General features: G+C 68.6%; 23 protein-coding genes and 1 tRNA gene. 5 read left to right on the plus strand and 19 right to left on the minus strand.

The genetic code is table 11. The annotated features are described in order from the left end of the window. Positions 1-235: 235 nt before the first annotated feature. The 3 genes from lysA to OG780_RS14100 form a co-directional block, all read right to left on the minus strand. The gene (gene lysA / locus OG780_RS14090) at positions 236-1,627 is read right to left on the minus strand and encodes a diaminopimelate decarboxylase (protein WP_328448146.1); all 1,392 of its coding nucleotides are present in this window, start codon (positions 1,625-1,627) and stop codon (positions 236-238) included. 42 nt (positions 1,628-1,669) lie between these two features. Further along, the gene (gene nrtL, locus OG780_RS14095) at positions 1,670-2,881 is read right to left on the minus strand and encodes an ArgS-related anticodon-binding protein NrtL (RefSeq protein ID WP_328448148.1); all 1,212 of its coding nucleotides are present in this window, start codon (positions 2,879-2,881) and stop codon (positions 1,670-1,672) included. 608 nt (positions 2,882-3,489) lie between these two features. Continuing rightward, on the minus strand, positions 3,490-3,978 hold the full coding sequence (locus OG780_RS14100) for a response regulator (protein WP_326785504.1): 489 nt from the start codon (positions 3,976-3,978) through the stop codon (positions 3,490-3,492). A gap of 176 nt (positions 3,979-4,154) precedes the next feature. On the opposite strand from OG780_RS14100, the gene OG780_RS14105 reads away from it, so the two are divergent. The 3 genes from OG780_RS14105 to OG780_RS14115 all read left to right on the plus strand — a co-directional run bounded on the left by OG780_RS14105 (position 4,155) and on the right by OG780_RS14115 (position 6,404). Further along, a tRNA-Arg gene (locus tag OG780_RS14105) sits at positions 4,155-4,226 on the plus strand. Between the two features lie 717 nt (positions 4,227-4,943). Then, the gene (locus OG780_RS14110; RefSeq protein ID WP_328448151.1) at positions 4,944-5,285 is read left to right on the plus strand and encodes a hypothetical protein; all 342 of its coding nucleotides are present in this window, start codon (positions 4,944-4,946) and stop codon (positions 5,283-5,285) included. 687 nt (positions 5,286-5,972) lie between these two features. Continuing rightward, a complete protein-coding gene (locus tag OG780_RS14115; protein WP_328448153.1) occupies positions 5,973-6,404 on the plus strand; it encodes a hypothetical protein in 432 nt (143 codons plus the stop codon). A 152-nt stretch (positions 6,405-6,556) separates the two neighbouring features. Here the strand turns inward: OG780_RS14115 and OG780_RS14120 are convergent, their stop codons facing one another. From OG780_RS14120 to OG780_RS14185, 14 genes are all read right to left on the minus strand, one after another. Further along, on the minus strand, positions 6,557-8,020 hold the full coding sequence (locus tag OG780_RS14120) for a tyrosine-type recombinase/integrase (RefSeq protein WP_328448155.1): 1,464 nt from the start codon (positions 8,018-8,020) through the stop codon (positions 6,557-6,559). Continuing rightward, complete coding sequence (locus OG780_RS14125) at positions 8,017-8,211, minus strand: helix-turn-helix transcriptional regulator (protein ID WP_328448157.1); 195 nt, start codon at positions 8,209-8,211, stop codon at positions 8,017-8,019. The genes OG780_RS14120 and OG780_RS14125 overlap by 4 nt, the downstream gene beginning before the upstream one ends. Continuing rightward, positions 8,208-9,365, minus strand: a complete 1,158-nt coding sequence (locus OG780_RS14130) for an AAA family ATPase (RefSeq protein WP_328448159.1) — start codon at positions 9,363-9,365, stop codon at positions 8,208-8,210. Before OG780_RS14130 ends, OG780_RS14125 begins: the two co-directional genes overlap by 4 nt. Next, entirely contained in the window at positions 9,362-10,261 is a 900-nt protein-coding gene (locus OG780_RS14135; RefSeq protein WP_328448161.1) for a bifunctional DNA primase/polymerase, read from the minus strand. The genes OG780_RS14130 and OG780_RS14135 overlap by 4 nt, the downstream gene beginning before the upstream one ends. A gap of 87 nt (positions 10,262-10,348) precedes the next feature. Beyond that, on the minus strand, positions 10,349-11,623 hold the full coding sequence (locus tag OG780_RS14140) for a DNA cytosine methyltransferase (protein WP_328448164.1): 1,275 nt from the start codon (positions 11,621-11,623) through the stop codon (positions 10,349-10,351). Further along, on the minus strand, positions 11,620-12,234 hold the full coding sequence (locus tag OG780_RS14145; RefSeq protein ID WP_328448166.1) for a hypothetical protein: 615 nt from the start codon (positions 12,232-12,234) through the stop codon (positions 11,620-11,622). Before OG780_RS14145 ends, OG780_RS14140 begins: the two co-directional genes overlap by 4 nt. A 13-nt stretch (positions 12,235-12,247) precedes the next feature. Next, positions 12,248-12,436: a hypothetical protein gene (locus OG780_RS14150; RefSeq protein WP_328448168.1), complete on the minus strand. Its 189-nt coding sequence runs from the start codon at positions 12,434-12,436 to the stop codon at positions 12,248-12,250. 164 nt (positions 12,437-12,600) lie between these two features. Beyond that, complete coding sequence (locus OG780_RS14155; RefSeq protein ID WP_328448170.1) at positions 12,601-12,852, minus strand: hypothetical protein; 252 nt, start codon at positions 12,850-12,852, stop codon at positions 12,601-12,603. 140 nt (positions 12,853-12,992) lie between these two features. Then, positions 12,993-15,233 carry a cell division protein FtsK gene (locus OG780_RS14160; RefSeq protein WP_328448171.1) on the minus strand — a complete coding sequence of 747 codons (2,241 nt, stop codon included), beginning with the start codon at positions 15,231-15,233 and terminating at the stop codon, positions 12,993-12,995. 80 nt (positions 15,234-15,313) lie between these two features. Next, the gene (locus OG780_RS14165) at positions 15,314-15,700 is read right to left on the minus strand and encodes an RRQRL motif-containing zinc-binding protein (RefSeq protein ID WP_328448173.1); all 387 of its coding nucleotides are present in this window, start codon (positions 15,698-15,700) and stop codon (positions 15,314-15,316) included. Next, positions 15,700-16,350, minus strand: a complete 651-nt coding sequence (locus tag OG780_RS14170; RefSeq protein ID WP_328448175.1) for a GGDEF domain-containing protein — start codon at positions 16,348-16,350, stop codon at positions 15,700-15,702. Before OG780_RS14170 ends, OG780_RS14165 begins: the two co-directional genes overlap by 1 nt. Continuing rightward, positions 16,347-17,327 carry a DUF2637 domain-containing protein gene (locus OG780_RS14175; RefSeq protein WP_328448177.1) on the minus strand — a complete coding sequence of 327 codons (981 nt, stop codon included), beginning with the start codon at positions 17,325-17,327 and terminating at the stop codon, positions 16,347-16,349. The genes OG780_RS14170 and OG780_RS14175 overlap by 4 nt, the downstream gene beginning before the upstream one ends. Then, the gene (locus OG780_RS14180; protein ID WP_328448179.1) at positions 17,324-17,470 is read right to left on the minus strand and encodes a hypothetical protein; all 147 of its coding nucleotides are present in this window, start codon (positions 17,468-17,470) and stop codon (positions 17,324-17,326) included. The genes OG780_RS14175 and OG780_RS14180 overlap by 4 nt, the downstream gene beginning before the upstream one ends. Further along, positions 17,467-17,757 (minus strand): hypothetical protein, encoded by a 291-nt coding sequence (locus OG780_RS14185; RefSeq protein WP_328448181.1) that lies wholly within the window; start codon positions 17,755-17,757, stop codon positions 17,467-17,469. The genes OG780_RS14180 and OG780_RS14185 overlap by 4 nt, the downstream gene beginning before the upstream one ends. 161 nt (positions 17,758-17,918) lie before the next feature. On the opposite strand from OG780_RS14185, the gene OG780_RS14190 reads away from it, so the two are divergent. Continuing rightward, a complete protein-coding gene (locus tag OG780_RS14190) occupies positions 17,919-18,314 on the plus strand; it encodes a winged helix-turn-helix domain-containing protein (RefSeq protein ID WP_328448183.1) in 396 nt (131 codons plus the stop codon). Positions 18,315-18,531: 217 nt separating this feature from the next. Here the strand turns inward: OG780_RS14190 and OG780_RS14195 are convergent, their stop codons facing one another. Next, entirely contained in the window at positions 18,532-19,095 is a 564-nt protein-coding gene (locus tag OG780_RS14195; protein ID WP_328448185.1) for a flavoprotein, read from the minus strand. After that, positions 19,092-20,327 (minus strand): helix-turn-helix domain-containing protein, encoded by a 1,236-nt coding sequence (locus OG780_RS14200; RefSeq protein ID WP_328448187.1) that lies wholly within the window; start codon positions 20,325-20,327, stop codon positions 19,092-19,094. Before OG780_RS14200 ends, OG780_RS14195 begins: the two co-directional genes overlap by 4 nt. Before the next feature lie 265 nt (positions 20,328-20,592). On the opposite strand from OG780_RS14200, the gene OG780_RS14205 reads away from it, so the two are divergent. Beyond that, complete coding sequence (locus OG780_RS14205) at positions 20,593-21,423, plus strand: transglutaminase-like domain-containing protein (protein WP_328448189.1); 831 nt, start codon at positions 20,593-20,595, stop codon at positions 21,421-21,423. Positions 21,424-22,638 lie beyond the last annotated feature (1,215 nt).

Raw genomic sequence — 22,638 nt, forward strand, 5'->3', positions numbered from 1 at the left:
CTCATACCGTCTTCGGTTGGACCAGTCTCACTCACCGGACGGGAGTTTCTACCCTTCGTCCGGATCGTGAGACGTCCATTTCATTTTTCTGGTAGGTGACGACGGGAGATCTTCCGTCCCGGTCCGCACCCGGCCGATCCGGTCCATCCGACCACCTGAAGTCACCTCCTGTCACTTGACGTCATCCCTGAACGATCGGGGACACGCCGTCGCTCCTGCTCCCACGCTCTCCCACTCACCCGACATCGAGACGCAGGAGGTCCTCCTCCGTCTCACGGCGGACGATCACCCGTGCCGCGCCGTCCTTCACGGCGACGACCGGCGGGCGGAGGGCGTGGTTGTAGTTGCTGGCCATGGACCGGCAGTACGCGCCGGTGGCCGGCACGGCGATCAGGTCACCCGGTGCGAGGTCGGCCGGCAGGAAGGCGTCCTTGACCACGATGTCCCCGCTCTCGCAGTGCTTGCCGACGACGCGCACCAGCATCGGCTCGGCGTCGGAGGTGCGCGAGACGAGGGCGACGCTGTACTCGGCGTCGTACAGCGCGGTCCGGATGTTGTCGGACATGCCGCCGTCGACGGAGACGTACGTCCGCAGCCCGTCGAGCGGCTTGACGGTGCCGACCTCGTACAGCGTGAAGGCCGTCGGCCCGACGACGGCCCGCCCGGGCTCGACGGAGATGCGCGGCGTGCGCAGCTTCGCCGCCTCGCACTCACGCGTCACGATCTCGCTCAGCGCCTTGGCGATCTCGTGCGGCTCGCGGGGGTCGTCGTCGCTGGTGTACGCGATGCCGAGACCGCCGCCGAGGTCGATCTCGGGCAGCTCGACGCCGTGCTCGTCGCGCACGGCGGCCAGCAGCGCCACGACCCGTCGGGCGGCGACCTCGAAGCCGGCCATGTCGAAGATCTGCGAGCCGATGTGCGAGTGGATCCCGACGAGTTCGAGCGCGTCGAGCGCCAGCGCCCGCCGCACGGCCTCGGCGGCCTGCCCGTCGGCGAGCGCGATCCCGAACTTCTGGTCCTCGTGCGCCGTGGCGATGAACTCGTGCGTGTGCGCTTCGACGCCCACGGTCACCCGGATCTGCACCCGCTGCCGCTTGCCCAGGGACTGCGCGATGTGGGCGACCCGCACGATCTCCTGGAAGGAGTCGAGCACGATCCGCCCGACACCGGCCTCGATGGCCGTACGGATCTCGTTCACGGACTTGTTGTTGCCGTGGAAGGCGATGCGGTCGGCGGGCATCCCGGCGGACAGGGCGGTCGCCAGCTCACCCCCGGAACACACGTCCAGGTTGAGCCCCTCCTCGTGCAGCCACCGCACGACGGCACGCGAGAGGAAGGCCTTGCCCGCGTAGAAGACATCGGCGTCGTGCCCGAACGCGGTGCGCCAGGCACGCGCCCGCTCGCGGAAGTCGCTCTCGTCGAGGAAGTACGCCGGAGTGCCGAACTCCTCGGCCAGCGCGGTGACTTCGAGCCCGCCGACGGTCACGACACCGTCCTCCGTACGGCTCACGGTGTGCGACCACACCTTCGGGTCGAGGGCGTTGAGGTCGGCGGGCGGGGCGCTGTAGTGGCCCTCGGTGAGGACGTCGGCGTGACGGGGCCCGGCGGGGTGTGCGGAACGGCTCATGTCTGTTGGGCTTTCTGCTGTGTCATCTGAGTCATCTGCTGATCAGAGATGTTCGGGTGCGCTGATGCCGAGCAGGGACAGGCCACCGGCCAGCACCGTCCCGGCGGCTTCGGCGAGCGCGAGCCGGGCACGGTGGGCGGCCGAGGGTTTCTCGTCGCCGAGCGGCAGCACGACGTGCTGAAAACCGAGAACAGCGTCAGCGGTCACGACAAGATGCCGCGCCAGCCGGTCGGGCGCCCGATGCCGCGCGGCGAGACGCAGGGCGTGCGGATATTCGGCCAGGGCGGTGAGGAGATCGGACTCGGCGGAGGTGGGGCCGAGGAGGCGATCGACTTCGGCGGGGGTGGGGCCGACGTCGAGACCGGACTCGACGGAGGCGGGTCCGACGAGGGCGGAGCCGGCTGTCCGGGACGGGACACCCGCACGACGGGCGTCACCGGGGCCCCCGACACCCAGCCCCGCACCCGAACCCGCGCCCACACTGGTGGCTGTACCGGCACCGGCACCGGCACCGGCACCGGCGAGAACACCGGAACGGTCCGCGGGACGTACTTCCCGGAAGGGGGCGCCGGTGTAGCCGAGGGTGGCGGCGTTGCGGCGCAGGGCGCGGGTACGGGCGTGGGCGTAACGGACGCGGAAGAGAGGGTTGCTCTCGCGCTGGAGAAGATGGTCGGCGCTGATCCGGGGCCGGTCGTGCGGCGCGGGGTGGAGCAGCGCCCAGCGGGCGGCGTCGTGGCCGAGGGGGGCGGGGTCCTCGGGCGCGGGCACGGGCCGGAGGTTCACCGGCTCGAGGTGGCGGACCTCGACACGTCCGCCCTGGGTGGCGACGATCCGTACGAGGGCGTCGGCGACGACCTCGGCCCGGGTGTCGTAGGGCACGCGCAGCTCGACGACCTGCCCGGCGAGGGTGTCGCCGTACCCGTACCGCGTCCCCTGCTCCAGAACCACCTCCACCAGGTCGGCGAGGGCGCCACCCGCGAGGGTGATGTTGAGGAAACCGGGTCCGGTGACCGTCACGTCGGTGACACCGGGATCACGCGCGATGTACGGCCGCAGGATCTCGGCGACCTCAGGAGCCGGCCGCCCGGCCGGACCGGCGAGCCGCAACGCGATGTTCGTCGCGTAGTCCCCGCACCCACCCGGCCCCGGCGGGGTGACCACCGCACTCGCGGGCACGGAGGCGCTCAGTTCCCCCACGTCGACAGCACAACGCACCGCGCGCAGCACGGTACGGGAGAGCTCGACGGGAGTCACGGCACAAGCCTAGGGGAGAGGGGGGGTGGGAAAGCGAGCCGGTTTGGGTGATGGTCCGGGATGTGGACGGGGAGGGAGGGAGGAGGACGGTGGGGGCGGTCGGTGGGAAGGGGTGACGCCGAGGGGGGTGACCGAGGGGAGTCGCCGAGGGGGCATGACCGTGGAGTGGGGGCGGTCGGCGGGGGCGCGGTTGTTGAGGGCTGATGCCGGGGGTGCCGTCGCCGGCGGAGGTACTGGACCGGGGAGGCGAGTCTCGCCGTCGAGGCCAGAGGCGCAGACGGACGCCGTCGAAGCCGGCCGCCGCCGAGACTGGGTGCGAAGCCGGATCGGTGTAGCTGAGCCGGGTTCGTCCTTCGAGCCGGGGTCCGTGAACCTGGCGCGAGCAGGCGAGGGGGCAAGGGGGTGACCGCGGGAGGGAAACGAGCGAGACCCGGTGATCGACGGCGGGGCCGACGTACGCAGGCGGCGACCGGAACGGGTGCTCAACACACAGCCTGTCGGCCGACCATCGAAGAAGGACCCGGTGCCCTAGCCCCGGGAGCTCAACGGACACCCCACCCCACCCGATACGGCTGTACTACACCCCTACACCCCGACGCCCACACGCCTCAATGACCACTGCGCCCCGCGCGCTCGGTCTCCTCAACGGTGGCGTCCGCGACACCGCCCACTTCACGCCGCTCCATCAACCGCCTTACAAGGTCCACGAGTTCGGACGGCTCGAAAGGTTTGGCGAGAAAGGCGTCGACACCGACGTCGAGCCCGCTCTCGACCTCGTACTGCGTACAGGCGCTGACGATGGCGAGGGGCAGGTTCCGGGTCCGGGGATCGGCACGCAGCCGAGCAGCGGTACGCAGACCGTCGAGCCGGGGCATCACGACGTCGAGGGTGACGACATCGGGCCGAACCTGATGGACGACGTCCAGACACTCGGCACCGTCAGCCGCGGTCACGACCTCGAGACCCTCCAGCTCGAGGTTGACCCTGATCAGCTGCCGGATGACCTTGTTGTCGTCCACAACAAGCACCCGACCGGACACGCCTGGCACAACTCGAGAGTAGGTCCGCGCCCACCGCCGCGTCCGGGTTTTCCCCACTTCCACCCCGTGCGGCCCCCACCACCCCCCACAGCCCCACCCCAGCCACCCATCACACCCTTCCCGCGCCCCTCCCCCACTCCCGCAACACCACCCGCCCCCGACCAAAACACGTGGCGATCACCCCTGAAAGAGCTGGTAGGGTTCTACCCGTCGCCGCACAAAGCGCCCGACACGCCCCCGTAGCTCAGGGGATAGAGCAACGGCCTCCGGAGCCGTGTGCGCAGGTTCGAATCCTGCCGGGGGCACTCGCCAAACAGCCAGCAAGAATCACGCGCTGAGCTGGGCGGATGCCTAGACGAGAGAGCGGGAGTCAGTCTCACTGACTCCCGCTCTTTCTCGTTCTCTCTCACCGTTCGCGCACTATCTGCGATACACACGACGCACCTCCGATACGCGACGGGGCACGGTCGGGGTGTCAGCAGTCAGCAGTGCATGAGGACACGGCCGGCCACTTCGCAGTCCTCGATCTGAGTCCGTGACGCCTTCACGATCTGAGCCCAACGCGCAATTTCCCGAAGTTCCTTCCGCACCGCAGGGCGTAGCTCAGAGTCCCGGCTGACGTGTTCCAGGCGCGTGGCGCGCACCTTTGGCTCCATCTCGCCGCTCCAGGTAGCTACGCCCTGGCGCCTGAGTCGAATATCCGCCGGTTAAGCCTCCGAGACGAACGCATTATTCAGCGCGAATACCCCATATCGGGACAATGCATTCTACGTCACTCCTGGCATGCCCCCTAGAGGTTGGGCTTCCTGGCGTGTCCAGCCATTCGAAAATGAATCATTGACGCAAAAGAAGATATCTATGAAATCAACCACCTGATATGCGCGGACTCTCGAGTGATTCATTGGCGCAAAATTGCTTGCAGAGCCGAGGGCTCAATTCATAGGGTCGATATCGAACGGCAGAGCGGATGGAAATGGAAAATCCGCAAGGCCGTTCAACTTTCGACTTCCTGAAGGGGGACCATGAAGAACAGGCTTGCATCAGCTCTGATGACGGCTTCCGTCATCGCCACCGTCGGCTTTCTTGCCGCGCCATCCGCATTTGCGGATGAAGGACCCTCCAAGACCCCGCTCGAGGAGTACACCTGCACGTCGAGCCACAGCGGGAACACCGGCTCAGCAAAATGCGTCGATCTCTCGCGTATTGACAGCTACCGCGCCAAGGTGACCTGCACCGACTCACGAGGGATCAAGTCCGTGTTCCACGGCCCCTGGAGGGGGGGCCACAGCGGCGAATGGTCGAGCTTTACCTGCCCGGTGAACTCCTTCTTCTACAAGGCCGGCTACGAGGTAGAGCTCGCCTGACTCAGCCCCCCACCAAACCCCAACTGGGCGTAGTAGACAGAGAGGTGAGCACAATCAAGAAACTCGGCACCATCGCTGCTGGAATATTCATCGGCCTCGGAGTTCTCGCTCCGACCGCTTCCGCGAGCGAATCCGGCCCACAATCCGCCGACTGCAACACATGGTCCAGCGGGGAGACAGGATATGCCCACTGTTCCGGACTGGGGCACCTGGGCGCTCACCGTGTCAAGGTCGTCTGCACCGATACACGCGGCATCGAGGCCACCTTCTACGGCTCGTGGGTAGCAAACGACCGGACATCATCCAAGAAGTGTCCAAATTCGAGCTATCTTCTTCGCGTGGGTTCGGTTATCCAAGACTAGCCCCCTGCCGCCAAGTGCTTCGAAGTCAGTCTCAAGCGGGCGGCTCTCTTCACCCATAGGATGTGGCCGAAAACAGGCCCCCATTGGCAAGAATCATGCGTGCTGACTACTGCGTCAGGTAGCTGTGAGGCTGGCGGTGCACCCGAGGTTCGGGTGCACCGCCAGCCTCACGGCCGTCCGGACATGACAAGTCGGATAGGGTGACTGCAGGAAGGTCAGTCTCCGTACCGCACGCCTTGGACCTAGGATTATGTTTTCAACTACTCGAATTATCACTTGCGTGGTTGCTGGCGCCCTGGTTACAGCGGCCGCTTACATTTGGGTGTTGTCGCTGAACCACGCGCACGGCCTGTCCGACTACATTGCGCTGAGTCTGACCTGTCTCGCGATAGGTGCCGGCGGGACGGCCTGGGGGGCATGGGGCGTGCGTTCCCGACTGAACGCCGCGGCGCAGGTACCGGCAGTGCTCGGCATCATGGTAATTGCCGTAGTGATGGCTTCGGGAGCGTTGTACACCTGGGCTTACTCCATTCCCGAGGGCCGCTACGCGCGCTCCTACGGGGGCACGGGGCAGTGCCTGGCCGATACCGCCTACGCCAGCTCGCGTGTTCACCTCAAGGTCGGGGACGAGGACGTCATCACGGCTACGCCCAGCGATCGTGATCAGCCCAAGCTGCACCTACTGCACGCATCGAAGGGCACGCTGTCCCCTGCCGACGGGCCCAGCCGACACTTCCTTGCCGAACACGGCTGCTGAAACCGTCGGTATCCTGATCGAGCGTCCAGGTCCGCCGGCGCAGGTAGAGAGCATCTGAAGCCCGTCAGCTGCCCGATCCCGATGCGTCACCCGCAGCATATGAAATGCTGCTGCTGCGGCAGTGATCACTCACCTGCATGCGCGCAACAGGGCTAGGCCGTGTCGCCCTCCTCCTCAAGCGCCTTTGCAATCTTCAGGTTGGCAGCTTCCTCATGTCCGTCCACGCACCCGTGATACCGACGGTGGATTACCTCCGGAGAGTTGCCAACCCGTCGGGCTACCTCAGCGATCGGAACCCCGGCATTCAGCCACCGCGTGATGCACGTGTGCCGCAGGTCGTACGGGCGCCCAGCGAGCGGCGAGTCGACGCGGTCCGGTGGGAGGGCGAACGATCGCGCCTCCTCCCACACGCGCCAGTACGTGGATGAGCCGACGACTCCCCCGCGCTCATTCCCGAACACGCGCCCTTCCTTGGCGGTCCCGAACTCCTTCAGGTGGGCCCGAAGGATGGCAACCAAGACAGGCGGGATGGGCACCGGGCGGTCGGTGTCGGACTCACGAGCCTTCAGGCCCCGGCGGTCGTGCCGCTCCCCGGAATCGGTCCACTGCTTGCCCGATACGGGACGCGTCTCCCGCAGCGTCAACGTGCCCCAGCCCTTCTCCGGCAGGTGGCAGTCCGAGATCCTCAGCCCGACCGCCTCAGCGGGCCTGAGCCCCGCGTAGTACAGGACCCCGTAGAACGCCACCAGGCGCCGCCCGCGGCTGCGGTCCCACGAGCCGACGTAGGAGACGGCGGTGAGCAGCTGGCGCCCCTGTACGGCGTTCACGAGCACGCGACGGTCCACCACCCCAGCGGAGCCCACGCGTTTCCCGCGGGCTCGTTGGAGCGGGTTCTCGGGGAGTTCCTTGGCTGCGGCTGCGTGTTCGAGGGCCGTGTTCAAGGCGCGCCGCCGCCGTCTGTGCGTCTCCCCCGCCGCCGGGGTGCCGTCCAGCCGATAGCTGAGGCGGTACACCACGTCCTCGAACACTTCGACGTCCACCAGGTCGACAACCGGCCTGTCCTGCGTCGTGAGCCACTCGTACGCGGCTTTCAGCTCGGCCGGCGGATCCTCCCCCGCGTTCGCGGGGACGATCCCCCACCGGAATGCCAGCCGCAGGTACTTGTCGTCAGGCGCCTCGTCCCCGCGCTTCACCATGGCCAGCGCCACGGCCGCGAGCGCGTCCGCCATGCCTTCACGCGTCTTCGCGGCACTCATGCGCCACCGCCCGGCGACGTACTTCCGGCAGAACTCGAACCACCGCAACGACGGCTCGACCTCAGCCGCCGTTGCCGCCGCTTCCGCCGCCGCACGGACTTCCGACTCGGGCTGTCCGCTCGCGATCTCGAACGCTTCACCCCGGCGCATAGCCTGCCGGAGCTCCGAGCGTCGGCTCTCGGCAAGTGCCGACGTGGCGAACGTCGCGCTGCTCACCTTCCCGCCCACGACCCAGCGGAGTTGGTACGGACGCGCCTTCCGGTCGACCTTCGTGACCTTCCACAGCCGGACGTCTAGGGAGTACCCCGGCCGGGCCTCCCCGTGCGGGCGTCGAGCCGGGGTGCCTTCATTCACGCTCACGCAGCGTCCTCCCGCTCCGCAAGCCAGCGCTCGTACTCCGACCGCCGGATCCGCACGTCGCCGTTCGGCAGCTTGATCGCGCGGGGCCCCTTCCCGAGTTGGCGCCACCGGTAGAAGGTCGACGGAGCCACCTTCAGATCAGTGATGACCTCGGCGACGGTCAACTTCTCGTCCAGCGCACGGGCGCTCATACCGCCGTCCCTTCGGCTTCGGTCGACCCGGACAGCCCGGACAGCTCCAATTCCGACTGTCCGGGTCGTTCTTGCAGCTCAGGGGGGTTAACCGGACAGCCGGACAGCCCGGACACCTCTGGGGCGCCCTGTGTCCGGGTCTCGGTGTCCGGGTAGTACCGGCCGCCGGCGTCCCTGGTGAGCTGTCCCGCCTCAGCCATGCGGGCGCAGGTCCGGCGGATCGTGTCCAGGTCGACGTGCGGCAGCTCGCCTGCCATGTCCTTGGGCTTCGCACCGGGATGGGCACGGACGTACCGGAGGATCGTGGCTCGGGTGTCTCCGACGGTGTGGTCGGTGGCCGGGCCATCCAGCAAGTGCCAGGCTCCGGAGGCGGGTTGGAAGCTGAGGGCGTACTCGGCTTCGTCTACATCGCGGCCGGTGACGTGCAGGATGCCGTCCGCCTGTCCGCGGGCCCGCTTCAGTACGAGCGTTGCGTCCGCGGCGCCCGCGATGCCGTTGGTGCCGGAGACTTCCGTCAGGAAGTCGTCCGAGCCTGCCTTGCGGACGTGGTGGACCAGGACGACCGCGATGCCGTAGTGATCCGCGAGGCGCTTCGCGTAGCCGACGGAGACATAGTCCGCGTCGTACGCCGACACGCCTTGCGGTGCCTGTCCGCGCATCTTGGCGAACACGTCGATGACGACCATGCGGGCGTCAGGGTTGCGGTCCAGCCACTGTGCGATGGCCTCGGTGCCGCCCTGGGGGAAGGGCGGGCATTCGGTGACCAGGGTCACCCCGGCGGGTGCCGGCTGTCCGCCCAAGAGCTTGCCCATCCGGGTCTGAAGGCGGCGCGGTGTGTCCTCCAGCGCGAGGTAAAGCACCGGTCCGCCCTGGACGGGCACGGAGTCGAACGCCTGGCCTCCGGCGGCGACCGCGAGCGCCAGCCCGAGGGAGAGCCAGGACTTGCCGACCTTAGGCGGTCCGGCCAGCAGGCTGACGCCCTCGGCCAGGATGCCGGGCACGGCCCATTTCGGCTCAGGGAAGTTGGCGGCCATGAGCTGATCGGCCGTCCATGCGGTCCGCGGACGCTCCCGCTTCGGCGGCGGGACGGGGACCGCCTCGGTGTCGCTGGGCACGGAGTACAGGTGCAGGGGCGGGATCGGGTTGGTGCTCATGCCGCGACCGTCCGGGGTCGGCGGGCTCCGGCCCGCAGGCCGGAAGCGATGGTGCGGCGTGCCTCGCGCTCGCCCTGGCCGACCTGAAGGGCGGCGGTCAGAAGCCAGCCGGTCACGTCGGCTTCGCCCAGTTCGCCCCCGGCGACAAGCTGTCCGAGGGCAACGGAGGCGATGTAGAGGGCGCTGTTGTGCTGGTCTTCGCCGGAGGTTGCAACCCGCTCCACTTCTCCCTTGACCGCGGCCCGCAGGAACCCGGTACGACGGCCGCGACCGGACAGGGCAACCCTGATCGGCTTTTGTGGGGGCAGCGGGGCCGGGCGCAGGAGTTCGGCGAGCCAGCCCGGCAACGGCGCTGCGGGAGCGTCGTGGGCAACCTCGTAGGGGCGTCCGTTGAAGGTGCTGCCCGCGCCGACGACGAGTCCGCCGGCGGCGCGGGTGTCGACCTTCCAGCCGAGCCCGCGGGCGCTGTCCCCGGCCGTGTTGCGCAGGGGCTCGCCCTCGGGGGCGGTGAAGTAGAGGTGGGTACCGCCGCTCCAGGTGCGGACCGTGTACGTGTCGGCGGGGAAGGGCTGGCTATGGCGTTCGCAGAGCACGGCGAGGACGTCGGCGCCGTCGGTGACGCCGTGTTCGGCCCAGTGCGCTGGCGGGGTGTCGGCAGGGTGCTTGGGCCGGTCCAGGTCGATCACGACCAGGTTCGAGGGTCCTGTGGCGATGCCGAGGTTGAAGGCGCCGACGCACCACGTGACGGTGATGCGGTCCGGGTCGGTGGTGGCGCGGGGCTCCCAGTCGGTGAGGGCGGGGCGCTTGTCTCCGGGGATCAAGGGAAAGACGTGCCAGCCTCGTGACGCTGCGTCGAGCGCTGAGGTGAGCTGGGCAGAGCCGTCCTTGTGCGGCATGCTGAAGGTTCCTGTTCTCTTTCGGGTGGACAGGGAGAACCGCGGCGGCGGGCGACCTTGCTGGGGAGTCCCGCCGCCGCGGCGTAGCTAGGCGATATCCAGGGTGAGCTGGGCCGGTGCAGACTCTGCGGCCTCGCTCGCGGTGGCGGCGAGCAGCGCACAGTAGGCGAGGAACGCCTGGTAGATGACGACGCCGTTGCCGAGGATCTTGAGCTGGTCGGAGCGGGACAGGTCCAGGTCCGTGCCGGTGACCCAGCCGGGATCGGCGCCCATCATCCATTCCACGAACGCCGGGGACAGGCGCCGGTTTCCCTTGGTGCCCGCTTCGGTCGGCTCGGGCGCGGGGCGTCCCAGGACTTGCTCCCAGCGGCGGATGGCGGGTCCGTAATCGGTGCCGTTGGTGGCCACCCACCGCCCGTCCAGGCGGACGGGCTGGCCGGGCAGGTAGTAGTTCCCGGCCGTGTCGCGCTGGTTGGGTCCGCCGTGCGGTCCGTCGGACGCCTTGGGGGTGGGCAGTAGGTTGACCACCACCTCGTTCAGCGGGCGGGAGTTGGTCCCGAGCAGGTTGGAGGCACCGGACTTCCAGTCGCGTGCCGCCGGGGTGGGCAGCAGGGTCACGGCGGTGCGCAGGTTCATCCCGCCACGGCGCTTGGGGGAGGTTCCGGGTCCGCCGGTGCCGTCGGCCGCGGCGGGGGTAGGCAGCAGCCTCAACTGTCCGTCGGGGGCAGTAAGAAGACCACTTCGTCCTCCAGCGTGGGCCCGTGCCCGCCCGCCTTGCGCTTGTCCGGGTGCTGCGGTCCGCCATTGCGTCCCAACTGGGAGGTGGGGGTCTTCAGCAGCGGGATAGGCGACGGCGAACCAGCGGTCGCGGCGGTGGCAGGCGCCGACTTCGGGATCTCCAGCGCGTAGGCACATCCACCGCGCGTCGTACCTGAGCGCGGCCAGGTCGGCGGCGACGACATCGAGTCCCCGGGAGCGGATGGCGGCGACGTTCTCCAGGAAGACGAGGCGGGGTCGAAGGTGGCGAATGGCGTGGGCGATGGTTTTCCACAGTCCTGAGCGGTCACCAGCGATCCCTCCCCGAGGTCCGGCGTTGGAGATGTCCTGGCAGGGAAACCCGGCGGTCAGCGCCGCCGGCCGAGCCACAGTGGCGGCCAGCTCCGCGAAGTCCACGGCGGTGATGTCCCCCAGGTTGCGGGCGCCGGGCAGGCGGACGGCGAGCAGCCGGGACGCGGCCGGGTCCTTCTCGCCGACCAGGACCGTGGGCAGGCCGGTGACGGCTTCCACGGCCTGGTCCAGCGCACCGGAGCCAGTGCACAGACTGATGTTGCCGCCCTCCAACGGCGCGACGGGATAAGTCATGAGCGGTTCTCCTTACTGCTCTCGGTGGAGGGGAGTTGGGGCAGGCCCACCGCTTCGAGGGCCGTGGGGTCGAAGCCGGGCAGGGCGGCACGGGTGACGAGAGCCTTTGCAAGCTGTTCGGCGTAGGCGGCACCGGTGCGGGCCACCTCGATCTGTGTGGTGCCGCGGATGGTCTCGACGCGCTCGATGTGGGCGCGTTCCTCACGCCGGTCGCTCACGTGCCGCTCGTACGCGACGCGCTCGCGGCGGTCGGTACGCCAGTACCGCGCGGCGAGCCCGTACGCGACGGCGGTGATCAGCACCCACAGCAGGAGCGGCAGCGAGGCGCCGTCGGCGTATCCGGCAACTCCCGCGAGGGCGAGTCCGCCGGAGGCGGCGAACGCGGTCCCGGCGATCACGGGGTCTCCGGCGCGGCCGATGCTCGCGCACACGCCGGCCGTCGCGGCGGCGAGCGAGAGCGCGGTCATGAGCACGGCGTTGCCGATGGAGTGTTGGGCGCCGTTGGCGTTCCAGATGCGGGCCAGGATCAGCACGGTGGATGTGGCGAGTGCGGGCGCGGCCTTGGGGGCAATGAGGGCGAGCCAGTGCCGGGCGATGATCTGTTCGTTCACGGCCGGTCTCCTGTCACAGGTCGGGGATGGCGTTGATGACGGCGCGGGTGAGTTCGTTGATGGGTCCGGCGGCGCCGGTGGAGGCGAGGAAGAAGCCGAACCCGGCGGCGGTGAACGCGGCGCCGTAGCCGAGGGACTTGGAGCGCAGCAGGAAGAACAGGACGAGTACGAACAGGGCCACGAGGGAGACGGTGACGGCCACGGCGGGAATCTCCTTTGACGGTTCGCTGGGAAGGTTGGTTGGATGCGTCTGGCCCCGGAGTGCTGGCAGCCCTCGGCGGCTGGCCGACGGTTGCGCCCGCCTAGCTCCTGCAAAGAGCGGGGTACGTCTCATGACGGGCACCGTCGGCCGTCTCGCGTCCGCTGTCAGTGCGTTCCTGCGCGGTAGATCCGTGAGGCGCGGTTGTAGATCCATCGGCCGACGCGGACGCGTTTGCCACGGCCCTTGCAGCGGCGGCAGTGCTTGCCGCGCTTGGGGCGTCCCTTGCGGTCGGTGGTGGTGGCGAAGCCGAAGCCGTTGCACTTGCGGCAGGTGCCGAACGGGCTCCCCGCACACAGAGCGCCGTAACAGAGTGCAATGACGAGCAGGCATGCCACAGCGAGGGCTATGGGGGTCATCGGGGTCCCTCCGAGCCGTTTTCCGGGGTTTTCGCAGGTAGGGTGCTATCCGCTAGATCACAGGTGGGGTGCTGTTTGGGGTGCTAGCGGGGGTGCTACCGGTAGCAGGTGGGCCCGCTACCGGTAGCGGTGGTGCGGGGCTAGGCGGCGCCCCGGTTTCCGTCACGCTCCGCAATCGCGGTGGTGAGGTCGTCGCGGACGATTCCGCGGCGGGTGGTGCGCTCGCCGTCGTCGGTGGTGCCGGCGATGCCGGTGGTCTTGATGCCGTGCGGCTTGAGGGCGGAGGTGACGTTCTCGCCCTTCCAGCCGCCGTAGACCTCCGGCCGCAGCTCGGTGAGCCGGGCGGCGATCCGCTCGTTCCACACCCGCTTCTCCGAGGCCGGCACGACCGCGGCCACGTCGGCGAGCAGGTCGTAGGACGGACCCGAGGTGCTTTCGGCGTCCTCACCGAGCGCGTGGCCGGACAGGGTGCCTTCGGCCTTGCGCAGGGCGAGGGCGCGCTGGGCGATGGTGTTGGTGGCCGGGTCGTCGAGGTAGGCGGTGCGGACCACGCTCGGCAGGGGGCCGGCACCGGCGAGGTAGCCGTTACCTGCGTCGATCTCCGGGCGGAACGCGGTGGCGCGCACGCCGTTCCGGTACGCGCTCGTGCCGAGGATCATGTCGTTCTCGACCTGACCGGCGACGCGGAGGCAGAAGCGGATGGACACGTTGCCGCTGATCCCCGTGGGCAGTGAGTCCTTGTCGGGGCGCTGGGTGGCCAGGATCAGGATCACCCCGAGGGCGCGACCGAGCTTGATGATGAACTCGGCGTCCTCACCTGCCTGTTTGCCGTACTTGGGGTGGGCGAACAGGTTCTGGCACTCGTCGAACACCGCGAGCAGCGGCCACAGCTTGAGCGAGCGCTTGTCGGCGATGGCGCGGGTGATCCGCTTGTCCGGGCACAGGTCCCGCGGCAGCTTCTTGATCGCGGCCGCGCGTCGCATGACCTCGGCGCGCAGCAGGGTGAGGGAGTCGGCGGCGTACTTGATGGAGTCGTCGTCGATGCCGGACACGAACCGGTGGCAGGTGCAGGCGAGGGCGTCCACGTCGCCGGTGCCTTTCAGCTCGTGCAGCCACATTTCCACCGACGGGTCCAGTGCCGCCCCGCAGGCCAGCACGCGGACGGAGGCGGTCTTGCCCTGGCCGGGCTGGGAGCCGATCAGCACGTTGTGCTGGATCATCGGCACCGACTGGCCACGGCCGCGCGGATCCAGGCCGAACGGGATGCCCTTGAAGATGTCGTGCCTGCGGGCGCCTGCGAGCTGCCACTTGACGATGCCGGTCTTGGACAAATCCCGGTCCCCCACCCACAGGATCAGGCGTCCCTCGTGCTCGTTGGGGTCGGCGTCCGGCCACACGCAGCCGAGCGGGCGGCGCAGGCCGGAGGCGAGTCGGGCCCGCCGGTCGGCCACGTCCGCGACCGTGACGCCGAGCGGCAGGTCGATGTCCGCGCGCCAGCCGGGGCCCTCGCGGGTGATGGGAGCGGCGAACTGGATGCCGTCCTTGCCCTTGGCCACGGCACTGGCGATCTGGCCGATGCCGATGGAAGCCATGGCCTTGACCACAATGTCGCTGGTCAGCTTCTGCACCTCGGTCTTGATGACCGCCCGCGTCGTCAGCGGCGCATCCGCCGGCGCTCCGGCCAGGCCGAAGCCGAGCACGGCCACCGTGGTGGCGATGACCTGCGTCATCGGCTCGGCGCCGTAGACCAGGAACAGGGCCATGCCCAGGGTGAAGACGGCGCCGATGACGGTGAGGATCATCCGCAGGCGTACGCGGCGGTCCCGCTGCCGGGAGAGCTTCAAATACTCGTCCACCTGCTCGTTCGTGGCCGTGTACTGGCGCAGCGCCTCACCCTCGGCGTCCACCGACCAGCGGCCCACCTTGCCCAGGGTGTTGAGCGCGCCGCGCGGGGAGCGCCAGGCCAGTTTGGGCAGGTATACGAACGGGACGCGGACCGCGTGGAAGGCGACGGTGTGCCAGGCGTGCCCGGCCAGCCAGCCGAGCGCTTCCTTGAACTCCGCGGCCGACTTGAGCCAGGCCGGGAAGACGTCCAGCCGCTTGGAGTTCTTGATCCGGTCGATGACGCCGGGTCCGGACACGGTCGGCACCGTACTGTCGACCAGGGTCGGCCGTCCGTCGGCCGACTCGGTCGGCTCCGGGTCGGCCGACTTCGACGGACCGGAGTCGGCCGACGGGTCGGGGCTCGGATCGGCCGACTCGCCGCGCGCGGTGCGGGCCTTGCCGAGGTCGACCACCTCACCCCCAGACGGGGCGCCGGGGCTGGTCAGTTCGGCTTCGAGACGGTTGAAGAGTTCGCTGTCGTCGTCGGGATGTTTCACTGACAGTTCCTTCTCTCGGGAGGGAAAGGGCGGGCCCGGCCGTCGCTGTAGGAGGTGGGCGGTCGGGCCCGCCGTACTGGTCATGCGGCGCGCTGTTCCTCGGGATAGGCACAGGACACGCACGTTCCGAGCGAGGTCGGGATGACGTATCCGGCGTCCAACTGGCACTGCGGGCAGGTGCGGCGAGCGAGCATCGCCAGGGCGAGCGCGCCCCACTTGCGGGAGGTCATCGGCCGCACCGGGCGCGCGCGGTCGACGCGGTAGAGGTAAGCGACCTGCACCCCGGACTTCCGGCCCCGGTGCCGACGCATCACCTGCGCCGCGATCGGCTGTCCGCCGGGCCGCAGCCCGCGGCCCCGGAGTTGGCGACGGGTGGCATAGCCGTCCGGGGCGAAACGCCACGGAAAGGTGGGAACGCCGAATCGGGTGCCGTCGGGGTCGTAGCACTTACTGAACGCCGTGGACATCAGGCAGCCACCCCGACAATCGGCGCGTCGGTGCGGGCGCCGTTCCGGCCGGCACGGCGACCGGTGACGGTGGCGAACAGCCGACCCAGCCCGGCACGACACATTCCGGCACGGGCCTGCTTGGCCGCGTACATCGCCTCATCCGCCCGCCGCAGCAGCCCCGACAGGTCATCGCCGGGGAAGTCAGCGGCACGCACCCAGCCGAGCGAGACCGTGGTCCGCACGGCCGGGTCCAGGCTGTCGACCGGGCGGGCAAGCACGCCGTGCAGGACGGCGAGCAGGTCGCCCGCGGTGCCGTGGTCGTCGATGACGACCGCGGCGAACTCATCTCCCCCGAGCCGTCCGGCCACACCCGAAGAGCCGACGTGGTGGGTGAGCCGGTCCGCGGTCGCCTTCAACAGCGCGTCCCCGGCCGCATGCCCGAACGTGTCGTTGATCTGCTTGAAGCGGTCCACGTCGGCCAGCACCACCACCGCGCGCGGGTCCCTGAGCAGAGCGGTGGCACGGCGGGTGAACCCGTCCCGAGTCCATAAGCCGGTCAGCGGGTCACGCCGTGCCGTGTCGAGGCGGGCCCACAGCCTCCAGGCGTGGACAGCCCAGCCCACGGCCGGGGCCAGTGCGGAGAGCAGGACGGTGGCCGGGGTGCTCATGCCGCCGCCCCCTCGCGGTCGTCGGTGCTGTCGATGGGGTGCAGGCGCCGGCCGTCCGCGCGCTCACTGAGCAGCAGGTCCCGCAGCACGCGGGAGTTCGCGGCCGAGCAGTGCAGCGTGGTACGGATCGCTTCCGCATTGATCGCGTCATCCGCCCAACCGGCCGTGGCCTCGCGGACTTCGGCGAGCAGCTCCGCAGGGGTCCGCGGCGCCTTGCCGGTCTTGGCCTTGGCGGTGCGCTTGCGCGGCGGCTTGGGCGTCTCCTGCTTCGGAGGCTCCGGATCCTGCGGCGGAACAGGCGACAGGTCGTCACTGGCCGGGGTCAGCTCACCCAGCTTCAACAGCACCCGCTGCGGCCGCGGCGTCTTGGAACGCCACCGCAGGCCGAACCGCTCGCGCAGCTCCGCGCGGGCCAACTGCCGCTCACGCTCCCTGCCGAGCGCGTCCGCGTAAGAGGTGACCTCCCACAGCGTCATGCGCCGCCACAGAGCGAACGTCGACAGCGGGGCAAGCAGCCAGCGAGAGCGGCGGATCTTCTCCATCCGCCGGCCGGTGACGGCGCCGATCCGGGAGGCGTAGACGTGCGCGGCCACCTCGGACAGCACCACCCACAGCAGCGGCATCGTGCCGTGCGCGAGCTTCGCGGACAGCGAGCGTCCGGCCGCGATGTTCAGCCAGCACGTCACCCCGGTCAGCGCCCACGGCACGAACCGCACCCAGCCCAACGGCATGTCCGTACGGATCAGCAGCAGGAACGCCGCGGTGAACACCGGGATGGCCGTGTCGATGCCAACAGGCAGCATCCACGGGGAAGCAAAGCCCCAGCGGGCCCCGGCTGCGGACACGGCCTCAAAGGAAGACGCCAGTCCCAGGCCGCCGACCCCGGCCGCGAGGACTGCGACCGCGCCCAACAGCCACAGTTCCGGCGTCGTCAGCGGCGGCACAGCCGGACGCTCGATGCTCTCCAGCGCGCTCATGCGCTCTCACCACCCTGCGAGGCCCGGAGCTGAGCCTCCATCAGTTCGGCTTCCACGTCGCCGACCTGGCCGTCGATGATCCGCTGATAGACGGCCTCGCTCCCCAGGAACATGCGGTCCTGGAAGTTCGGGTCCTCGCTCATGCCGCCGCCCCCTTACGCGTCGGCCGACGGCCGGAGGGACGGGCCAGCGGGATGACGTTGAACAGCTCCGGCGCGTACGCCTCGATCGCCTCAGCGGCGATCCGGCTCACGTCGTCGGGCAGATGTGGGTTGTCGGCGAGGATGTCGTGCGCCGCATCCAAGCGAGCCGCGCGCTCTTCGTCCGTCTCGCCCTCCACCCCAAGCCACAGCTCAACCGGGGTGCCAAGGGCGAGTTCTACGAAGTCATCAGCGGAAACCGCCTGTTGATGGCCTACGTATGTGCGCATGGACGTTCTCCAGAGTCGAAGGAGCAGGGAGAGCCGCGACGTCGGGCGACCTTGCTGGGGAGTCCCGCGTCGCAATTTCAGATTGACCTATGTCAATCTGGCTGTCAACAGGGTCGGGCCGAGAACCGGAGATTGACCTAGGTCCAGCTACTCTCGGACCTATGGAGCAGAGCCCAGACGCGCGCAGGCAGGCACCCACGGCCAAGGAGATCGCTGCGGAGTTCCGCGAAAAGATCACGGGACCGCGCCCCGGGTACGACCCGGGAGATCAGCTTCCCGCCGCTCGCAAACTTGCCAAAGACCTCGGCGTACAGCTCATGACTGTGCAGAGCGCGTATGGCCAACTCCGCGACGAGGGGCTGGTTCTCACTCAACAGGGCCGCGGAACGTTCGTCCGTAACCCATCGCTCCCGCTCGGAACGGAGCCAGGCAGTAGTCCGGCGTTCACCGCCCTCGCGGCAGAACTCAGCTCGATTCATGATGCACTTCGCCTGCTCGGTGAGCGGCTGGACCGCCTGGAACACCTTGTCGGCGACGAGACTCCACCCTCGCAGTGAGTTCATCCGCACGCCTCACCAACTGCTCTGCCGTGGCGCGCGCCTTGCTCAAACTCGCTTCGATCACGGCAAGTTCCGTAGGAGTTAAGCCTCCTAACTCGCCGATCCGATCATTGATCCCTGACATGCCAACGAGCATGTGGCCCTCAACAAGCGAGGACCCGGACAGAGTGTCCGGGTCCTCTTTTTCATGCAGGTCAAGAAGGTTGACGAGGCGTCATAGAGTGGCCGCATCCACGGCGTCCAGCACGGCCGCCCACGGCAGGTCGCGTCCGGCCGGCGCTTCCCTTGGCTCGTACAACGGCCAGACATCGGGGCCATGGACGATACGAACTCCCCCGGCAACGAGAACATCCACGTGGCCCTGCCACGCGGGATGGCGAGCATGCGCCGCGTTCACGCGCGGGAAGACGACAACCGGTAGACCGAGGGTGCCGATAGCCTCACCAACCTGGGTCAGAGCCTGGTTGTCCATCAGGCCGACCGCGAGCTTGGCAACCATGTTGGCCGAAGCAGGAGCGACCGCGTAACAGTCGACCGCTGGATGTGATCGAGCCTCACCAGGCAGACGCGGTTCGTCACGCACAGGCAGACCGGTGAGCTTTTCCAGCCGGTCAACCTCGCCGCTCATCCGCAGCCACTGACCAGCAGTCGGCGTCAGGGTGACAGCCACCTGCCAACCTCGCGCCATCGCCGGCTCGACAAGGCCAGTACGCAGGGCCTCTACACCTCCAGCCGCCGATCCGACCACGCCGAGCACCCCGCGCCTGCCTGAACTCATTGCACCGCCCTGCACCGCTGAGCCATCACGAGCACCTCGGATGAACGCGATCCACTGGTCACGGGGGACTGCTTGATCAGGTCCCTGAGCGTCTCGCGCACTCTCGGATTGTTGCGCACGAGCTGCGGCGAAGTGCGCTCGGCCATACGTAGCGCAGTGAATGCTTCGTCACCCTGGCCGGCGAGGGACAGGGCGCGCGCGTAGTCGATGCGGTGCGAGACGCTGCGCTCCTGCGGCAGGTGGTCGACGTTGATTCGGCCGTGCTCCACAACGTACGAGACATTGTCAAGATCCAGCTCAATGGACAAGCGATGGAGCAGGACATTCGTCGGCCCGAAGCCGGTCTGCCAGTAGTTCTCATCCGACCCGAGATCGCCTGCTAGTTCTTCGGCACGATCTAACAGGCCCGTAGCCGTCGGCCGGTCTTGATGCCGTGCTGCGGCGACAGCCGCTCGGAGATGGATCATCCCAAGCAGGCTGAGCGCCGCTGGATCGTGCACGGACACTTGGGACGCCAGCCAGGCTGCGGCCGCGTTGCCCAGTTCGAGGGCATCGTCGTAGCGCCCGTTGGCGAGTAGGGCATGGGTGCCGGACCGTGCTGCGGACGCCAGCACGAGCGGGTCGTCCGACTCGTCAGCGGCTCGCATCGCCCGCTCGGCAGCGAGCCATGAGACGTCCGACTCTCCGATCTTTGCCAGTGTTGTAGCCGCGAGATGATGCGTACGGGCCGACACTGCCCAGCAGTCGCCGCGCTCTTCGCCGTGCCGCGCGGCTCGCTCTTCCAACTCCTGCGCCGTCTGGAGCAGTGCAGGAAGCGCAGCGACAACAGTGCCGAGCCGTCCGCCCTGGTAGTCGTTCCACGCCTGTTCCACGCGTACGGCCACAGGAGCGGGAATCGGGAGCTGAGCCTCAGCGTCGGGACCGAACAGCAGGCGTGAGAGGCGACGCGGGCTCATGAGGGCGTCACGCACAGCGGGGACGTCATCCTGTTGCCGCTCATCCTCCATGAGGACGGTCTGCCCAAGCAGATCCCCGAGCTGGACTCGCAGGATGCGGGACAACTCCGCAAGCATGTCGATACGCGGCGGCTTCCGGCGCCCGGTCTCAATCTTCGCGAGCCAGTCAGTGCTACGACCCACCAGGCCGGCCAGCACCTCCTGCGTATAGCCGCGGCGCTTGCGGTAGAACGCAATGCGCTCGCCGATGCTGAGGTGATCTCCAAGACCACGCATGGGGTGTTGCCTCCCGCTGCTGAGTAGGGGCGTCTTTCACGGTACCGACGCGGCGGGGAGTTGGTAGGCGATCTCGGCCTCCAACAGCCCCACGGCGAGCGTGAGGCACCGAGCAGGAGCGGACCCGGACGGATTGTCCGGGCCTGAATGTCCGTTCCCAGTCCTTCTGACATTTCCCGCTGGATCTGCTCGGCGAGGTGAGCAGTCCCGGTGGAACTGAACAACGCTGTCCGTGTGTCAGACCGGCCCTCTACGATCCCCGGTCATGACCGATGACGCGCTCGACTACTCACTACCCGGTCCGCTCACGCGCCTTGCCGCCGACCAGTTAGGGCTCTTGAAGGGCCTGCCGGACGACCCGGTCGGTATCTGTGCCGCCGTACAGAGCCTGGTCATCCAGCCGACCGACGCCGCCGCGCTCGGCGTTCCCGAGGAGCGGCTCACGGAGAAGGACATCCGGCCGGTGAACGAGCTGGTCGCCACGCTGACTGCGCTGGACCCCGCTCCCCTGCACCACGCCCGGCCACCCGAGACAAGGGTGGTGGGCACGTGCCGCCACTTCACCACTATCGCCTGCGCGATCCTGCGGGCGCGGGGCATCCCCGCCAGGGCCAGGTGCGGCTTCGGCACCTGCTTCCTGGAGGGTCGCGGCCTAGACCACTGGATCACCGAGTACTGGAACGCCGGCGAACGGCGCTGGGTGCGCGTCGATACGGAACATCTCAGCCACGGCTACGTCGAGCGCCCGGAAGACCTCGCACCGGGTGAGTTCCTGACCGGCGGCGAAGCCTGGATCCAGTACCGCAAGGGGCTGATCGACCCACACCTGTTCGGGGTGATCGGCACCGATCACGCCTGGGGGCCTGCCGAGATCAGCGGCAACGCTGTCCGCGACCTTGCGGCCCTCTGCAAATGGGAGATGCTGCCCTGGGACGAGTGGGGCCGGATGACCGAGGCCTACGACGGCAAAACGGGCCCCGACTACGACCAGCTCATCGACACGGTCGCCGAGGCCTGCGGCGAAGGCGATGCGGCAGTCCTGACCTGCCTGATCACCAACGAACACCTTACGGTTCCGCAGCACATGATCAGCTGACGTACATCACGCCGCCCTCCTGGTGATCGCACTGGATGACGCGATCACTCCCTTCTCCAACAACGCTCTCCTCCGCTGGACCGACTCCCTGGGAAGATCACTGATGTTGGTGACAGCGCCGGACGACTACGACGCCCTACGGGATGAGTCCCACCAGAACTGAAAAACACCAGGCCACAGCCATGCCGTCAGGCAGAACAAGTGGAACGCGCCAAGCTCGGGCACAAGCAGGCTCACCAGCGTTCAGATCCACTGGGCCAGCGACTCCCCAGGTCGTTCCAGCAGAACTGACAAAGGCCAGCTCAAAGGCACCTCATCAATTCAGATCTCTCGGTAACGGACACTGAAGGACCTGCGCTTGAAGGTGTCCGGGCTGTCCGGCTGTCCGGCTAACGCTCTCACCTGCACGAACGGTCCGGACAGCTCATCGGGGCGCTGTCCGGGCTGTCCGGCCACCGACGGGCTGTAACACCCCGGGTGTTTCAGCCCGTCGGTGAAGCAGACCTCTCGATGGGCATAGGAGCCGGAGGCGACTTCCGATCCGATCTGCCTCACGAGGGGTGGCGTGGAATTTTCCCTACCTGATCAAGCCCCGGCTGCGCTCCGCTCCGCCGGGCGCGCTTCCCGGCTCCGCTGCGGGCGCCGCTCCTGCCTCCGGCCCGCTCCGCCCGCGCTGCGCCGACGCGCGCCCACATGTGGATAGGGCCGGGTGCCATGAGTCGATCACCGCATAGAGCGGCCCGCGGTCAAAGATGCTGCCTCCGGCGGGGGATCGGCCGGCACCGGGATGGAGGGGGCACCGTCGCCGACTGCGGTCCCGTAGGGGCGTGCGTGGGGTGCTCCCATCCCGTCCACCGCCGACCCAGGCAGAGCCGAGCAGACGCGGCCCCTGGCGTCCAGGTCGTTCGTACAGTGGCGCGCTCCACCTGGACGCCAGGAACCACGTCCGCTCCACGGTGTGTGGGTCGACGGCGGACGGGATGGGAGCTGGGGTAAGTGGTGGGCTGAGGTAGCTGCGAGCCAAGGAGAAGACTGCGGCTCAGCACCAGAAGGCCTTGACGACGGCGTGCCCCGTGGGGACGGGGCGGAGGGTCAGAAACGGCGGCTGGTTGTGAGTGGCGCGGTACACCGGGCTGCCACCGAAGACCGGGAGATCCGGAACCTTATCCAGGAGACAACGGACCGGGGCGGGCCGGTGTAAGGAACCGTGATCAC

It is taken from the genome of Streptomyces sp. NBC_00386 (genome assembly GCF_036063235.1).
Lineage (GTDB): Bacteria > Actinomycetota > Actinomycetes > Streptomycetales > Streptomycetaceae > Streptomyces.

What these genes read in the sequence shown, in the direction of transcription:
- lysA (WP_328448146.1), bottom strand. Translation starts at nt 1,627, where the DNA reads ATGAGCCGTTCCGCACACCCCGCCGGGCCCCGTCACGCCGACGTCCTC.
- OG780_RS14110 (WP_328448151.1), top strand. Translation starts at nt 4,944, where the DNA reads ATGAAGAACAGGCTTGCATCAGCTCTGATGACGGCTTCCGTCATCGCC.
- OG780_RS14125 (WP_328448157.1), bottom strand. Translation starts at nt 8,211, where the DNA reads ATGAGCGCCCGTGCGCTGGACGAGAAGTTGACCGTCGCCGAGGTCATC.
- OG780_RS14130 (WP_328448159.1), bottom strand. Translation starts at nt 9,365, where the DNA reads ATGAGCACCAACCCGATCCCGCCCCTGCACCTGTACTCCGTGCCCAGC.
- OG780_RS14135 (WP_328448161.1), bottom strand. Translation starts at nt 10,261, where the DNA reads ATGCCGCACAAGGACGGCTCTGCCCAGCTCACCTCAGCGCTCGACGCA.
- OG780_RS14140 (WP_328448164.1), bottom strand. Translation starts at nt 11,623, where the DNA reads ATGACTTATCCCGTCGCGCCGTTGGAGGGCGGCAACATCAGTCTGTGC.
- OG780_RS14155 (WP_328448170.1), bottom strand. Translation starts at nt 12,852, where the DNA reads ATGACCCCCATAGCCCTCGCTGTGGCATGCCTGCTCGTCATTGCACTC.
- OG780_RS14165 (WP_328448173.1), bottom strand. Translation starts at nt 15,700, where the DNA reads ATGTCCACGGCGTTCAGTAAGTGCTACGACCCCGACGGCACCCGATTC.
- OG780_RS14170 (WP_328448175.1), bottom strand. Translation starts at nt 16,350, where the DNA reads ATGAGCACCCCGGCCACCGTCCTGCTCTCCGCACTGGCCCCGGCCGTG.
- OG780_RS14175 (WP_328448177.1), bottom strand. Translation starts at nt 17,327, where the DNA reads ATGAGCGCGCTGGAGAGCATCGAGCGTCCGGCTGTGCCGCCGCTGACG.
- OG780_RS14180 (WP_328448179.1), bottom strand. Translation starts at nt 17,470, where the DNA reads ATGAGCGAGGACCCGAACTTCCAGGACCGCATGTTCCTGGGGAGCGAG.
- OG780_RS14185 (WP_328448181.1), bottom strand. Translation starts at nt 17,757, where the DNA reads ATGCGCACATACGTAGGCCATCAACAGGCGGTTTCCGCTGATGACTTC.
- OG780_RS14190 (WP_328448183.1), top strand. Translation starts at nt 17,919, where the DNA reads ATGGAGCAGAGCCCAGACGCGCGCAGGCAGGCACCCACGGCCAAGGAG.
- OG780_RS14195 (WP_328448185.1), bottom strand. Translation starts at nt 19,095, where the DNA reads ATGAGTTCAGGCAGGCGCGGGGTGCTCGGCGTGGTCGGATCGGCGGCT.
- OG780_RS14200 (WP_328448187.1), bottom strand. Translation starts at nt 20,327, where the DNA reads ATGCGTGGTCTTGGAGATCACCTCAGCATCGGCGAGCGCATTGCGTTC.
- OG780_RS14205 (WP_328448189.1), top strand. Translation starts at nt 20,593, where the DNA reads ATGACCGATGACGCGCTCGACTACTCACTACCCGGTCCGCTCACGCGC.